Consider the following 15,282-nt stretch of genomic DNA (forward strand, 5'->3'; position numbering starts at 1 on the left):
CCCACCTCAAGGGAGCGACGCCATTTGCCTGTACCGAAAAACCACCCTTGACTTAGCCCCTCCGGAGTCACACCCCATCTGTCATGACCTATGATCTGATCCTTAAAGGCGGCACCGTCGTTTCTCCCGGCGGCATGACCCAAACCGATGTCGGCGTGATCGGCGAGCGTATTGCGCATATTGGCGATCTGACCGGCGTGGATGCCGGGGAGATTTATGATGCGGCCGGCTTGCACATCCTGCCGGGCGTCATCGACAGCCAGGTCCACTTCCGTGAGCCGGGTCTGGAGTACAAGGCCGACCTAGAAACAGAAGCGCGCTCGGCCGCGCTTGGCGGCGTCGTTGCCGTGTTTGAGATGCCAAACACCAATCCCTCAACGACCACGCCCGAGGCCCTGACCGACAAGCTGGCCCGCGCCAAGGGGCGCATGGATACCGACCATGCGTTCTATGCGGGCGCGACGCACGAGAATATCGACTTGTTGCCCGAGATGGAAAAGATGCTCGGCTGCTGTGGCGTGAAAGTCTTCATGGGCGCCTCTACAGGCGACCTCCTGATCAAGGATGATGAAGGTGTCGAAGCTGTTCTGCGCGCAATCAAGCGCCGCGCGGCCTTCCACTCCGAAGACGAATACCGCCTCGAAGAACGGCGCGGCCTGGCCGTGCCCGGTGACTGGCAGAGCCATATTGTTGTGCGCGATGTCGAGGCGGCCGTCAGTTCGACTCGACGCCTGCTGCGTCTCGCTCGCAAGACCGGCAAGCGCATCCATGTGCTGCATATCTCGACCGCCGAAGAGATGGAGCTGCTGCGCGATGCAAAGGATCTGGCCAGTGTCGAAGTGCTGCCCAATCACCTCACCCTCGCGGCCCCGGATTGTTATGAACGCCTCAAGGGCTTTGCCCAGCAGAACCCGCCTGTGCGCGAACAGCGCCATCAGGATGCGCTGTGGCGCGCGCTGAATGCGGGTATTGTTGACGTGCTGGCCACGGACCACGCCCCGCATACGCGCGAGGAAAAGGAGCGGCCCTATCCCGCGTCGCCGTCGGGCATGCCGGGTGTGCAGACGATGGTGCCGGTCATGCTGACCCATGTAAACAATGGCAAGCTTAGCCTTCAGCGCTTTGTCGAACTGACCAGCGCCGGGCCGCAACGGGTCTTCGGCCTCGCCGACAAGGGCCGCATTGCCGAAGGCTATCATGCTGACTTCACGGTGGTGGACCTCAAACGCAAGGAGACCATCACGGAAGACTGGTCGAAGTCTAAGTGTGGCTGGACGCCCTATGATGGCTTCGAAGCAACCGGCTGGCCGGTGGCGACCATTATCCGCGGCGGCTTCGTCATGCGCGACGGCGAGATCGTGAAAAAGGGCGGTGGTCAGCCGGTCCGCTTCAACGAAACGCTGGAGCCTGCCGGTTGAAGCACGAACGCAAGGGGCTGAACCGGGCTTTATTCTGGCTGTATGAAGGTACAGGCAAATGGCCGTTCCTGTTTCGCTGGGCCATGCTGGCGTTCGATTTCGTTACCATCGGCTATTTCCTCTGGGCGCCCTTTGACCAGCGGGACCGCACGCATATCGCTGTCGATTACGTGATTGGAAGTGTGATCCTCGCCGACCTGTTGGCGCGGTTCTATATCGCGCGGCACCGCTGGAATTTCGTGGTCCGGCCCATCAATATTGCGGATCTTGTCGTCGTGATCACCATGTTTGCGCCGCTGCTGGTTTCGAATTTCGCCTTCCTGCGCGTGCTCCGTGCGGTCAGAGCCATTCGCGCGTTCACCTTTATCAAGCGGGTGAAGGTGATCACCCCCTTCTTTCAGCGGCATGAGCGGATCATCGATAAGGTGACCAACCTGGCTGTGTTCGTCTTCATCATGGCTGCGGTCGTCTATTCGACCCAGGTCGGCATCAATGACGGCATCCGCACCTATATAGACGCGCTCTATTTCACGGTCACGAGCCTGACCACAACTGGCTATGGCGATGTTCTGATGGTTGGTCCTGGCGGACGACTTCTGTCGATAATAGTGATGGTGCTGGGTTTGACCCTCTTCCTGCAGCTCATTCGCACCATTATCGAGCCGCGCGACAAGGTGGAACAGGAATGCGAGGAATGCGGCCTGCGGCTTCACGAACGCGATGCCGTGCATTGCAAGCACTGCGGAGAAGTGATCCATATTCCCACAAGCGGCTTTGAATGAGCCGGAAAGAACAAAAAATACACGGGAAGAAACGCGCACACCATGCCTGACACGTCGGACCTGCCCTTTAGGGAAGTACCCTATCTGCCGCTAAAGCTGGAGATCGATCGGCGACCCGACGGCACGATCTACCTCGACAACGGCCAGCCTCTGAAAGCTTGCCCGCCACATATGCTTGCAGCGCTTGTCCATTGGGCCGAGCATCGGCCGGACACAGTATGGCTCGCCGAGCGCGATCCGGAAAATCCGGGTGCCGAAGGCTGGAACACGATCACGTATGCGGTGGGACTCGATACCGTGCGCCGGCTCGCGCAAGGCTTCCTCGACGCCGGCGCCGGACCGGACGCGCCGCTGATGATCCTGTCGAAGAACTCCATTGCCAATGCCCTGATCATGTATGCCGCCATGTGGGCGGGCAGCCCGGCCGTGCCCGTCACACCGGCCTATGCGCTGCTCAGCGAAGACCTTGGCCGCCTCAAGTATATTGATGGCCTGACCCAGCCGAAATTCATCTATGTCGAGGATGGGACGGACTATCAGCGCGCGCTGGATGGGCTGGGTCTCGAAGGTCGCCTCGTCATTTATAGCGGCAACGCGCCCGAGCGTTACGAGGCGGTACGTTTCGAACAATTCATGCGGTCGTCGACTTCGGCGGTGGATGAAGCCTATGCCCGTCTCACGCCGGACACAGTGGCAAAATACATGATGACGTCTGGGTCCACAGGTGAACCCAAGGCGGTCATCAATCTCCACGGCATGGTCGCCTCCAATGCCAGGATGATCCGCTCGATCTGGGATGAAGATCGTCTGGATGAACTCACGGGCGGCACGCAGGTGATGTGCAATTTCCTGCCATGGAGCCATACTTATGGCGCGCATTCGATCCTGCACAACATGCTGGATTGGGGCGGCACGCTCTACATCGACCAGGGCGCGCCGACGCCGGCACGACTTCCGGAAATGTTGCGCAACCTGAAAGAGGTCTCCACCACCCAGCACACGACCGTGCCGGCGGCATGGGCCGCGCTCGCGACCGAGCTTGAGCGCGATGATCAGTTGGCTGAGGTATTCTTCAAGCGGCTCGTTTGCATGGCCTATGGTGGCGCGTCCATGGGGCAGGATATCTATGAGCGCATTCAGGCGGTCGCCGTGCGCATCACTGGCGAACGGATATCATTGTCGGCAGGCTATGGCGCAACTGAGACCGCCCCAACTGCCTCGAATGTGCATTGGCCGAATGACCGGATGGGCCTGATCGGCCTGCCGCTGCCAGGCAACACGTTCAAGATGGTGCCGAATGCCGAAAAGATGGAGCTGCGGGTTAAAGGGGTAAATGTTACGCCCGGCTATTTCCGCAACGAAGCCAAGACCGCTGAAGCTTTCGACGAGGAAGGCTTCTACAAGCTCGGCGACGCGGTGAAATTCGTCGATCCCGACAATCCCGAACGGGGGCTCGCTTTTGATGGACGCACGGCCGAAGAGTTCAAGCTCGCCAACGGGACTTGGGTTTCGGCAGGTACCGTGCGCGTGCAGGCCGTGGCTGCGACGGGTGGTGCGCTATCAGATGCCGTCGTCTGCGGCCTAAACAAGAATGATGTCCGTCTCCTGGGTTTCCTGAATGAGGCGTGGTGCCGCCGGCTGGTTGGGGAGGATTTGCCTCTTGACCAATTGGTCGCGCACCCAGCCATACATGAGAAAATTCGCGAAGGAATCGCCCTGCACAACAAGACGCATCCGAATGTTTCCGCTCGCGTCGCGCGAGTGTTGCTTCAGACTTATCCTCCGTTGGCAGACAATGGTGAGATTACCGAGAAGGGCTACATCAACCAATCGCGCACGCAGGACCTCAGGCAGGATCAGGTCGACACGCTGTTTGCCGAATCTAGCGAGACGCCAGCGAATTTGCTCATCCTGTAGCGCACGACACCGAACACGAACAAGAATCTCAAAGGGAATCCGGATGATAGACCAGCCAACCCAGTCCATGACCGGCGCCGAAGCGCTCGTATCCACGCTGGCCGATCATGGCGTGACGGCGTGCTTCGCCAATCCCGGTACATCAGAAATGCACCTTGTCACCGCGCTCGATCATGAGCCGCGCATCAAGTCGACGCTCTGCCTGTTCGAGGGCGTTGCGACGGGCGCCGCCGACGGCCATGCGCGCGTGACCGGAACGCCGGCCATGACGTTGCTGCATCTCGGTGCGGGATATCTCAATGGCGGCGCAAACATTCACAATGCCCGCCGGGCCTGGACGCCTATGATCAATGTGATCGGGGACCATGCCGTGCCGCACCAGCGCTATGACGCGCCGCTGGCCTCTGACGTCATCGGCATGGCGGGGCCGAATTCGCGCTGGATCAAATCCGCCGACAAGGTCGGGCAAGCCGGCGACCTGGCCGCGCAGGCATGGGAGGCGAGCTTTGGACCCGAACCTGGTCCGGTGTCTCTGATCCTTCCCGCCGACACCGCCTGGCTGGAAGGCGGGAAGCCCGGCGCAACGCGCGCCCGGCCATCCCTGCGCAAGCCTGACCCGATTGCGATCGATGTCGCCGCAGCCGCAGTCAAATCTGCCAGCAAGCCGATCATTATCATCAATGGCACTGCACTGACCGAAGCGGGCCTCGCGCAGGCGGCGCGCGTGAAAGCCGCAGGCGTTCGCGTATTGACCGACACGTTCTTCCCGCGACAGGCGCGTGGTGCGGGGCGGTTCGTTCCAGACCGGATGCAATACTTCGCGGAAGGCGCCATGTCGGACCTTGAAGGCTCGGACCTGATGCTGATCGCAGGTACGCAGGTGCCGGTGGCCTTCTTCGCCTATCCCGGCAAGCCGAGCGTGCTTGTGCCGGAAGGATGTACACCGATGAAGATTGGCGGACCGGAGACCGACAGCGCCGCGATCCTTGAGGCGCTCGCAGATGCGCTCGGTGCGAAGGAAGCCGCGCCAGTGGCTGAGCTGGACCTGCCCGCTGCACCGACAGGCGCTCTCAATGCTGCTACGATTGGCGCATCCATTGCCCGCCACATGCCGGAAGGCAGTTTCGTCTCGGATGATGGCGTCTCCAATGGCCTGCCTAGCTTCCTGATGACCCAGCGCGCCCGACCGCATGACTGGATGATGCTGACCGGCGGTGCGATCGGGCAGGGCATGCCTCTGGCACTCGGCGCATCGCTCGCTGCGCCTGACCGCAAGACGCTCTGCATCACCGGCGACGGTGCGGGCATGTATACCAATCAGGCACTTTGGAGCATGGCGCGCGAAGGCGCGAACGTGGTCAACGTGGTCTTCGTCAACCATTCCTACCGTATCCTGAATATAGAACTGGCGCGGACAGGCGCCGGCAATCCGGGGCCTGCCGCGCAGGAACTGCTTGGCCTCGGCCATCCGGAGATCGATTGGGTGAAGCTGTCAGAGGCGCAGGGTGTACCCGCAGTCAACGCCACGAATGCGGAAGAGTTCGATCTTGCGCTTGAGCGGGCGTTTGCTGCGGACGGGCCTCAGCTCATTGCAGCGCACGTTCCGGCGCGGTAGGTCCTATTCCCGCCCTCGGTCGAGATCTTCCTCAATCTCGATATCAATCGGCTCTCCGCTGAGGCGGTGACGGTAGACCTGAGTGTTCTCAAGGACGCGTTGGACGTAATTGCGGGTTTCCGAGAAGGGAATGAATTCCACCCAGTCAATCGGATCGACCTGACCAGTGCGGGGATCGCCATAGTCCTGGATCCACTGGCGCGGTCGGCTAGGCCCGGCATTATAGGCGGCGGCTGTCATGATGTAGCTGCCATTGAACCGCGAGAGCAGCGTGTCCAGATGCTGGCCGCCTAGGGTCATGTTATAGCCCGGATCATCGGTCAGCCAGGAAGTGCGGTAAGGCAGGCCGCGTAGCCGCGCTTCGTTACGAGCGGTGGCCGGCATGAATTGCATCAGGCCGCGTGCGCCAACATGGCTGATCGCGTTCGGGTTCATTTCGCTTTCCTGCCGAGACAGGGCCAGCATTAGCGGCCGCTCTACCTGTGGCTCGCGCAGAAGCGGATATGCAACCACCGGGTAGGCGGCATCGGTAGAGACAATGCCTTTGGCAAGACCGGCCTTGGCACCACGAACCCCGACATCCGGCACCTGATACTCCGTAGCAATGCGGGCGAGCAGCAGATATTCGGACTCGGTCTCAAGCAGGTCGTCCATGTGATAGGCGAATTCACGGAACAGGCGTTCCTCACCGCTCTCGCCAAGCAGGCGCAGGGCCTGAACCATTGGCTTGTCCTCGAAGGCCGAAATCTCTTCTGCAGTCGGCTCTGAGGTCTTCGGGAAGGCGAGCTTCTTGTCGTCCAGACGCTCGGCGGCAAGTTGTCCGTAATAGGTGAACTTGTGCTCAGCTGCTGCCGTGTAGTCTGTTCGTGCGGCATCCGGTTGGCCAAGCGCATCGCGGGCGCGACCGGCCCAATACTTGCCGCGTGCAAGGCTGATCGGTGTTGAGACGCCGTCAGACATGGTCTCGAAATGCTGCAGGCTGCGATCCGCATCATTCTTCAGGCGCAGGGCGATCCAGCCCGACACCCATTCGGCCTCGGCGAAGTCGCCGCCGCTTTCCATGCCATGCGGTGAGGCCAGCTGGTAGGCGCGGCTCCAGTTGCCGTCCTTCAGGTCTGTCCGGATGGCGATGTTGCGTTCGTCCCACAGGCGCGAGCGGCCAGCTTCCGGAATGTCATTCCCGTCGATGCCCGTCAGCAGAGGGGTCGCCACATCCTGGTTGCGCAGTTTCTGGCGGCGCCATTTGGCGCGCTCGTAAAGCAGGCCGGGATTGTCCTGCAAGTTGGCGGGGACGGCATCGACCAATGCATCGACATTGCGCGACCGCGCAGCGAGCGCGATGCGGGCGTCGACCAGTTTACGATAGTCAGACGTGAGCAGGTATTTGAGCTTCGATGCAGCCGTGCGCTGGTTGGTCCATAGCAGGAACTCGACACGGGCGCGGTGATCATCCTGAGTCAGCTGTTTGCCATAAGTGGACAGGACTTCGCGCTCGACGTCGCGTTCGAGGGAATTATTGTGCCAGGCGTCGCGCACGGCTTCCAGCGCCTTGCCGGGTTCACCAATCGCACGCCAGCTATCGGCCAGCGCGATCTTGCCAGCTCCGGTAATCGGACCCGACTCGGTCAGCCAGTCGATGCGTTCCTTATGGCTGAAAGACGATTCGCCGATAATCTCTTCGGCGCGGCGGCGCATGGAGGTCGTTTTCGGCCAGTCTTGCAGCTTGTCCAGCGCGAACGAGACTTCCGAGAAATTCATGCCCGGAACGCCGCGGCTGGCCCGGATCCACATAATGAGGTTTCGCACGTCGGCATCAGAGGCCTGAGTCTGCAGATGTGCCACAGTCGGCCAGTCATAGCGGTCAGCCGCGCGGAGTGCCTTGTGCAGGATTTCCGCATTGCGGGCATCCGTTACGGAAGACGTATAGGGTCGGTCGGGTTTCAGACTCGGGGATTCCGGCACGCCAGCGGCGGCAGCCGCCTGAGACAGCACGGCAAGAGAGGCAAAAATGGCAACGGGTCGCATCATGAAACGTCTCTGCAGAGTTTATTTCTTGGCCAAAGCGTGAGAAGGCATTGGCGATTCATACTCGATCAAGACAAACAACACCTGAATCGCGGCAAATTTACGATGTTCCATGGCTCAATCCCAGCTCTCGTCACACCTTTCAGGAATGGTGCCATTGACCGGGACGCTTTTGCGGCGCTGGTAGAGCGCCAGATTGTTGGCGGTTCCAGCGCGCTCGTGCCGGTCGGCACAACAGGCGAGACGTCCACACTCTCCACCCAAGAGCATAAGGATGTCGTAACGCTTTGTGTTGAAATTACCAAAGGTCGCGTGCCCGTCATTGCAGGGGCCGGGGCCAATGCCACAGACGAGGCGATCGAACTGGTCGAGCACGCCAAGGCCGTCGGCGCTGACGCCGCGCTGGTGGTTTGCCCCTATTACAACAATCCCAACCAGGAAGGCCTTGAGGCCCATTTCCGCGCGATCAACGACTCGGTTGCGCTTCCGGTCCTGCTTTACAATGTGCCGGGCCGCACCGTGGTCGATCTTGCACCGGATACCGTCGCACGCCTCGCCCAATTGCCGAACATTGTCGGCATCAAGGATGCGACCGGCGATATGGACCGCGTTAGTCAGCATGCCGCGTCGATCCCTGAAGGCACCCAATTTGTTCAGCTGTCGGGCGATGACCCGAGCGCGCTCGGCCACCTTGCCATGGGGGGTATGGGTTGCATTTCGGTGACCGCGAACGTCATGCCGGAAGCCTGCGCCGCCATGCACACGGCTTTCCGCGCCGGAGATCTCGATGAGGCCCGCGCGATAGAGCGCAAGCTGATTGCGCTGCACAAGGCCATGTTCTGCTCGCCATCGCCCGGACCGGCGAAATATGCCCTGTTCCGGCTCGGCTTCTGCACTGACGAGGTGCGCCTGCCGATCACCAGCCCATCTGCAGAAAAACGGGCTGAAATAGATCAGGCCATGGCGCTTGCGGGCCTGAGCGCCTAAATCAGGGCCATGTCGAAGAAAAACCAGACCAAGGGCCGCTCGGATGGGCTGGTCGCGGAGAACCGCCGCTCCCGCCGCGATTATGCGGTCGAGGACACGCTGGAGGCCGGCATCATGCTGGTCGGCTCAGAGGTAAAATCCCTGCGTCAGGGCAAAGCCAATATCGCTGAAGCCTATGTCAGCCCGGAAGATGGCGGTCTCTACCTGATCAATGCGGATATCCCGATCTACAACGCCGCCAACCGGTTCAATCATGAGCCAAAGCGCAAGCGGAAGCTGCTCGTGTCAAAACGGGAACTGGCCAAGCTCTCGCAATCGGTTGAGCGGGCCGGTCGCACGATTGTGCCGTTGAAACTCTATTTCAATGAGCGTGGTATGGCCAAGATTCTCATCGGTCTCGCCACCGGCCGCAAGAGCCATGACAAGCGTGACGTCGAAGCAAAGCGAGACTGGCAACGCCAGAAGGCGCGGATTCTGAAGGAGGGGTGAGCACTGCCGCTCAGGCGGCGCGCAATTTCCCGCCGCGAAGCCTCAAAAGACCCTGCCAGACAATCAGGGCGATCAAGGGGGCAAAGGCCAGCAGGAAGGGCCAGGCGGTCTGGTTGAAGCCTTCGGGAAACACTTGCGGCTGCCCCAGAAAAAGTGAGCCGGATGCGATGAACATCGAGAAGCACATGCGCCAGAGGTGGCGGGAGATGCGCGCCGTGTAGGACAGCGCCTGTCGTAGGATCACGTTCAGTTCGCCAAACGCGGCGAAGCTGCCAGCTACAATGAACAGGATGAAGGCTTGAGGCGGCGAACCATCCACGGTGCCGCTTGGGCTGTTCGCGCCCATATACATGAATCCCACACCCATCAGTGTGATGCCGAGCGCTGTCGCCAGTCCTGTATAATGCCGCCAATTGACCCGGACAGGCCCGCGCTGGCGAACTGTGATCAAAGCTGTGATGAGCAGGTACAGGGCCAGAATACCGGCCACGAAGTTCGGTCGTTGGCCCTCCTCAAGGAACGGCGCAACGCCCGCGCCGATCAGATAGGTGACGAACATCGAAACGAAGAAGACTTTCCCTGCAAGGCGGTGCAAGGCCCGGCCTTTACGCGCTGCAATCGCTGCGACGCCGGATACGAGCCCCACCGCGCCGCCACCAATATGGGCATAGAGCAAGGCATCCGTGGCGACCTTGATCCATAGGGGCGCGTCCGGGTCAACTTCGAGCTTTGCGGCATGCGCGACACCGGTGCCGAGAAAAACCAATGCGAAAACGCATGTGAGCAGCGGAGCGGCATATCTAGGCATCGGGCGATCCTTATCGAATAACAATATTATCGATAAACGGAAATTTCGGCGATGGCAACTCCCTTAGGCCGGATCGGTCACACCCTTCGCCATCGCGAACACGTCCTCGAACATCTCCGCCGTCAGGCGGCCGGTATTCGTGTTGTAGCGGCTGCAATGATAGGATGAGATCAGCGCGAGTGGCCGACCTTCGAACGCCACATCATAATGCGTGCCGTGGCCGAAGGGATGATCCTTCAGCTTCAGGCCCAGCGTCCGCACCGTGGAATCGTGGGAAATCTTGCCGAGGCAGATCATTGCCTTCAGCTTCGGCAGCGCCGCAATGCGCGCGGCGAGGAAGGGACGGCACTGATTGATCTCGGCGCCGACCGGCTTGTTCTGTGGCGGCACACAGCGCACGGCATTGGTGATCATGGCGCGCTTCAGCTTCAGCCCGTCATCCGGCCGCGCATCATAGGTGCCGGTGGAAAAGCCGAACTTGTCGATGGTCGCATAGAGCAGGTCTCCGGCCCAGTCGCCGGTAAACGGCCGGCCCGTCCGGTTGGCCCCCGTCACGCCGGGCGCGAGGCCGATGATCAGCAATTCGGCATCCTCCGGCCCGAAGCTCGGCACCGCGCCATTGAACCAGTCCGGCTCTTTCACGGCGACCTCTTCCCGATACGCCACAAGGCGTGGACAGAGGGGGCAATTGGCGGGCGCTTCAGGTGCAAATTTCGTCGTCATGCCCCTCTCCCTAGTGGGAGAGGAGCGAGACGGCTAGTACCCATCCGCGCTGCCATCCTTGCGCATTTCGGTGGCGGCGATCCAGGCGCCGGTTTCGAAGTCGCGCATGATCGCCTGATAGCCGCCCGCATTGGCCTTGCAGCACTCCACCGCATGGCCGCGCGCTTCCAGTACGGCGCGGGTTTCAGGCGGGATGCCGCTCTCCAGATGCACGACGCCCATATCGGTTTCACAGGCATCGCCATCAAGATCATCCGTCGGCTCGCAGCCGCCAACATGTTCCCAACGCGCGGCATCGCCCGCCTCCTGAAGCCCCATGTCGAAATCGACGAGGTTCAGGATGACTTGCACATGGCCCTGCGGCTGCATGCCGCCGCCCATCAGGCCGAAGCTGAGCCAGGGCTCGAACGGGCAGGCCTGTTCGATTGGCACGGCCCGCACCTGGCAGCCCGGCATGTCCTTCTTGAAGGCGAAAGCAGGGATGATCGTATGGAAGGGCCGCTTGCCGGGCTCGAAGACGTTTGGATGGGCCGGGTCGAGGCTGAACAACTGGCCCCGGTCCTGGAACATGAAGCCGAGGCCATCCGCAACGAGCCCCGTGCCCATGCCGCGATAGTTCGACTGGATAAGGGACACCATCATGCCGTCCTTGTCCGTAACGGTTAGGTAGGTCGTGTCGCCGTCTTGGAGTTTTTTGTCTGCCTCAAGAATTATATCACTAGCTATCGGCAAGAGCGGTTTCCCCTCAGATGAAATTCGGAATCCACGCCCCGATTGTCCTGCAAAACTTGTGGGTTTGGTGATGTCGATTTGTTGAGAGCGATAACTAGTGTAGCGCTTATCAATAAACAGGTCTGGATCAACACCGCTAAAGGCGGGATCCGCATACCCCCGCGCGCGATCTTCGAATGCCAACCGCTTCGCTTCCACTTGCGCCATGATTGAGTCCGCCGACCCGAAGCCCATGCCGCGCAGGTCAAACCGTTCCAGCATTTGTAACATCTGTAGCGCCGCAATTCCCTGCGTGTTCGGCGGCAATTCGCAGACCTTGTAGTCGTCGCGATAGGTCACGCAGATTGGCTCGACCCATTCGCCCGTATGCGTGGCGAAATCCTCATAGCGCAGAAATCCGCCGATCCGCTCGAAATAGTCGCCCATGATGTGGGCGGTTTCGCCGGAATAGAATTCGTCGCGGCCTTTATAGGCTATCCGCTCCAGCGTGTCGGCAAGGTCCGGATTGCGGAACAGGCTGCCTTCTTTCGGGGCGGGCGAGAAATAGGTCGCCTTCGCATTGTCGAACTCTTCCAGCATGCCGCTGTCAGCCGCTTCCTGCAGGCGCGTTGCGTTGCGGCCCCAATAATAGGCAATGACTTCCGGGATCGGCGCGCCGTCACGGGCGTACTGAATGGCCGGTTCGAGGTTCATGTTCATCGGCCGCTTGCCGAATTTGCCATGCAGTGCGTACCAGCCATCGACTGTGCCGGGCACAGTCACCGGCGCTGCGCCGAAGGGCGGAATCTCCTCGCCTTGCATGAATTCGTCGGCCTTGGCCTGCATGTCGTCCAGCGTTGCGCCCTGGGGCGAGCGGCCGGAGCCATTATAGCCGTAGAGCTGCTCGGTTTCCGGGTCCCAGACAATCGCGAACAGATCGCCGCCAATGCCGTTTCCGGTCGGCTCGACGAGGCCCAGCATCGCATTTGCGGCAATGGCCGCATCCACGGCTGATCCGCCGGCTTTCAGCACATCAAGCGCCGTCTGCGTGGCGAGGGGATGGGCTGTGGCGGCCGCGCCATTCGGGGCCACCACAGAAGAGCGCGTGCCAAGGTCCCGTCCGGTAATCATCCGGTCTCCCGGTCCCGGCGGCGTGGCTTCGGCATCCTTTTCTATGGATATCCGGACCACTTTCTTCTGCGTGACCTTGGCGGTGGCGTCTACTTGCGCCTCATCCTGCGCTGGCGGTGTAGCGCACGCGTACAATCCGATAGCCAGCGCTGTTGCGGCGATTGCCTGAATGGGTCTCATCAGCCTCTCCTGTTCTCATCTGACGAGAGCTTAGCGCGCTTTGGGGCAGAAGCGAGTCCCAGCGAGGCCGAACAAACGCGTCGCGCGGTTCCCATGCCCGGCCCACGGTTTCGAGATAGGAATGGATCAGTCCATCAAGCATAGCTCACCACCTCCCACTCGATGTCGTCATGGTCGTGGAAATAGAACCGGCTGCCTGGGTCATAGGTCTGGTGGCTATGGGTGCGATAGCCGGCGGCGAGGATCTTCTGCTCGGTCGCGTCCAGATCATCCACCAGGATGCCGAAATGATTGACGGCGCCGGTCCGGTAATAGCTTTCCTCATCTGGCCGGTCTTGCTGGGGCAGCGCATACAGTGCGAGGTAATCCTCATCCGTGCCGACATGCACCGTATAGCCATCATATTTGGATGGCCCTTCCCAGCGCACTTTCCAGCCAAACAAACGGGTCAGCATGGACGCGGTCTTCTTTGGATCACTGACGGTCACATTCACATGTTCGAACTTGGCAATACTCATTGTTTTCAACTCCATTTCTTCTTCATCAAATCTCTGATAAAGCTGTCGTAATTCCTCAACTTAAGTTGAGGTCAAGCGTGAAATAGGAGATTCTTTCATGGCAGTTCCGAAGGGCTTGGCGATCGGAGATGTGGCTGCGCGGACCGGCCTGTCGGTCTCGGCGATCCGTTTCTACGAAGGGCGGGGATTGGTTCACCCAGAACGGTCCTCTGGCGGCCAGCGTGTCTTCCTGCGCTCGGACATCCGTCGCCTGTCCTTTATCCTGATCGCCCAGCAGATTGGCCTGACCATCGAAGAGATCAGCCAGCTCCTGTCGTCATTGCCGGAGCGGCGTACGCCGACCAAGCGGGACTGGACCCGGATCAGTACGGCCTTCCGGCACATGCTGGATGAACGGATCGCGCTGATGGAGCGGACGCGCCGGAAGCTGGACGGCTGTATCGGTTGTGGCTGCCTGTCCCTGAAAAAATGCCAGCTTTACAATCCGGAGGATCGTGCGCGTGGGCTCGGCACAGGACCGCGATTCCTGCTTGAGGATGTCAGCGTGGTGTCGACCGAAACCTAGTCTTGGCGCTCTGGGGGTTGAGGGAAGTAATGGGTGGCCATGCGCGTGGCGATTTCCTGGCCCTTCACGGCAAAATCAGCTTCAGCCTCGACCGCGCGATTGTCACAGGTCTGGTAGATGCGCCCGGCGCTTGTGAAGGCCTCATTGAAGGCGTCGACCAGTGAGCTGCGGACCGCGCCGCGATTGGGCGCTTCGTACTTCAGCATGTCGGACATGTAGCGCCGCCAATACTGGTCATCGCGGCCATTGCACTTTACGCGGATCGCGTGGGCGGCGCCCAGCGTGGCTGCGAGATCGGTCGCATCGCGGAAATAATCCGGTCCACGAATCGGCAATCCCGATTGCGCTGTGCTTGCGCCGCAGAACATCACCGCGCTAAGCAGGAGCATATGAAAACCTGTTTGCTTCATGCGACGACTTTTGCGCGCATTCGTGAAAGGCTCAAGGGCCTTGAACATGAGATTGAGTTCATTGTCATGGATGAGGACGGTTTGTTCTCCCATGCCGGGGACGGCACCGTGGTTCACGATATTCGGCCCGATGTTGTCTTCGGGAATACGGATGTCTGGTTCGGGGATCATGCCCGCGACTTCATGATCGCCGTACTCAAGACTGGCGGGATAGATTGGTTCCAGTCCTCCGCGGCTGGGCTCGACAATCCGGCGCTGATCTCCGTTGGCAAGATTTCCCGCACGTTTTGTACCAACCACACGCAGTCCGAAGCCATGGCCGAATGGGCGCTCTGGCAGTCTTTCGACTTTTTCAAGAAGGGTCCGGAGCATCGCGCACAACAGGCCGAGGCTGACTGGAACCGGCTCGAGATGCGTGAGATGATGGGGTCGCGCTGGCTGATTGTCGGGTTTGGGTCCATCGGGTCGGCGGTCGGCAAGCGGGTCCAGCTACTCGGCGGTCACGTGACTGGCGCAAGGCGCTCGCCTGGTCCGGCTGAGGGTGCTGATCATATTGTGCCGATGGCGCTGGTGAAGAGCGAACTCGAGCAAGCCGACGTGGTCCTGCTCAGCGTTCCGTTGACAGATGAAACGGTTGGCATGGTGGACGCGGAATTCCTGGCAGCCATGCGCCCGGATGCGCTGCTGATGAATCTTGGCCGTGGGCAATTGGTGGATGAGGCAGCGCTCGTCGCGGCGCTGGATGCGGGGCGCCCGGCCTTCGCCGCAGTTGACGTCGCCGCTGAAGAGCCTTTGCCAAGCGACAACCCGCTCTGGCGCCATCCCAAAGTCGCGATCACACCGCACAACAGCGCCATGACCCAGGCGACCTATATTCGCGCGGACGAGACCTTTCTGGACAATCTCAAGCGCTATCTGGCCAATGAGCCGCTCAAGCACGTGGTGCCGCGCGAGACGTTTGCTGACTGAGCAGTGGAACTGCTTGGGCCGTCGGGCGTTCCGG

General features: G+C 60.7%; 14 protein-coding genes. 8 read left to right on the forward strand and 6 right to left on the reverse strand.

Features of this window, described 5'->3' with window-relative positions; translation table 11 throughout:
• Positions 1-83: 83 nt before the first annotated feature.
• From CFA77_RS05290 to CFA77_RS05305, 4 genes are all read left to right on the forward strand, one after another.
• A complete protein-coding gene (locus CFA77_RS05290) occupies positions 84-1,418 on the forward strand; it encodes a dihydroorotase (protein WP_206992553.1) in 1,335 nt (444 codons plus the stop codon).
• A complete protein-coding gene (locus CFA77_RS05295) occupies positions 1,415-2,200 on the forward strand; it encodes a potassium channel family protein (protein ID WP_242517493.1) in 786 nt (261 codons plus the stop codon). The genes CFA77_RS05290 and CFA77_RS05295 overlap by 4 nt, the downstream gene beginning before the upstream one ends.
• A gap of 42 nt (positions 2,201-2,242) precedes the next feature.
• Complete coding sequence (locus tag CFA77_RS05300) at positions 2,243-4,117, forward strand: feruloyl-CoA synthase (protein ID WP_206992554.1); 1,875 nt, start codon at positions 2,243-2,245, stop codon at positions 4,115-4,117.
• A 67-nt stretch (positions 4,118-4,184) separates the two neighbouring features.
• On the forward strand, positions 4,185-5,732 hold the full coding sequence (locus CFA77_RS05305) for an acetolactate synthase large subunit (protein ID WP_206993176.1): 1,548 nt from the start codon (positions 4,185-4,187) through the stop codon (positions 5,730-5,732).
• Between the two features lie 3 nt (positions 5,733-5,735).
• Here the strand turns inward: CFA77_RS05305 and CFA77_RS05310 are convergent, their stop codons facing one another.
• Complete coding sequence (locus CFA77_RS05310) at positions 5,736-7,760, reverse strand: lytic transglycosylase domain-containing protein (RefSeq protein ID WP_206992555.1); 2,025 nt, start codon at positions 7,758-7,760, stop codon at positions 5,736-5,738.
• A gap of 102 nt (positions 7,761-7,862) precedes the next feature.
• On the opposite strand from CFA77_RS05310, the gene dapA reads away from it, so the two are divergent.
• Both dapA and smpB read left to right on the forward strand, forming a co-directional pair.
• Positions 7,863-8,744 carry a 4-hydroxy-tetrahydrodipicolinate synthase gene (gene dapA / locus CFA77_RS05315; RefSeq protein ID WP_206992556.1) on the forward strand — a complete coding sequence of 294 codons (882 nt, stop codon included), beginning with the start codon at positions 7,863-7,865 and terminating at the stop codon, positions 8,742-8,744.
• A gap of 9 nt (positions 8,745-8,753) precedes the next feature.
• Entirely contained in the window at positions 8,754-9,233 is a 480-nt protein-coding gene (gene smpB / locus CFA77_RS05320) for an SsrA-binding protein SmpB (protein ID WP_206992557.1), read from the forward strand.
• Positions 9,234-9,243: 10 nt separating this feature from the next.
• Here the strand turns inward: smpB and CFA77_RS05325 are convergent, their stop codons facing one another.
• The 4 genes from CFA77_RS05325 to CFA77_RS05340 form a co-directional block, all read right to left on the reverse strand.
• Complete coding sequence (locus tag CFA77_RS05325; RefSeq protein ID WP_206992558.1) at positions 9,244-10,041, reverse strand: hypothetical protein; 798 nt, start codon at positions 10,039-10,041, stop codon at positions 9,244-9,246.
• A 63-nt stretch (positions 10,042-10,104) separates the two neighbouring features.
• Positions 10,105-10,764, reverse strand: coding sequence for a uracil-DNA glycosylase (locus CFA77_RS05330; protein WP_206992559.1), 660 nt, complete (start codon positions 10,762-10,764; stop codon positions 10,105-10,107).
• A 33-nt stretch (positions 10,765-10,797) separates the two neighbouring features.
• Positions 10,798-12,786, reverse strand: coding sequence for a gamma-glutamyltransferase family protein (locus CFA77_RS05335; protein WP_206992560.1), 1,989 nt, complete (start codon positions 12,784-12,786; stop codon positions 10,798-10,800).
• A gap of 134 nt (positions 12,787-12,920) precedes the next feature.
• Positions 12,921-13,304 (reverse strand): VOC family protein, encoded by a 384-nt coding sequence (locus tag CFA77_RS05340; protein ID WP_034814406.1) that lies wholly within the window; start codon positions 13,302-13,304, stop codon positions 12,921-12,923.
• 97 nt (positions 13,305-13,401) lie between these two features.
• On the opposite strand from CFA77_RS05340, the gene soxR reads away from it, so the two are divergent.
• Complete coding sequence (gene soxR, locus CFA77_RS05345) at positions 13,402-13,869, forward strand: redox-sensitive transcriptional activator SoxR (protein WP_034814093.1); 468 nt, start codon at positions 13,402-13,404, stop codon at positions 13,867-13,869.
• Here the strand turns inward: soxR and CFA77_RS05350 are convergent.
• A complete protein-coding gene (locus CFA77_RS05350; RefSeq protein ID WP_242517495.1) occupies positions 13,866-14,258 on the reverse strand; it encodes a TIGR02301 family protein in 393 nt (130 codons plus the stop codon). The genes soxR and CFA77_RS05350 overlap by 4 nt on opposite strands.
• Here CFA77_RS05350 and CFA77_RS05355 point away from each other — a divergent pair, their 5' ends adjacent.
• Positions 14,259-15,248 carry an NAD(P)-dependent oxidoreductase gene (locus tag CFA77_RS05355; RefSeq protein ID WP_206992562.1) on the forward strand — a complete coding sequence of 330 codons (990 nt, stop codon included), beginning with the start codon at positions 14,259-14,261 and terminating at the stop codon, positions 15,246-15,248.
• Positions 15,249-15,282: the final 34 nt, after the last annotated feature.

The sequence above is a fragment of the Hyphomonas sp. KY3 genome (assembly GCF_017309975.1).
Classification (GTDB): domain Bacteria; phylum Pseudomonadota; class Alphaproteobacteria; order Caulobacterales; family Hyphomonadaceae; genus Hyphomonas.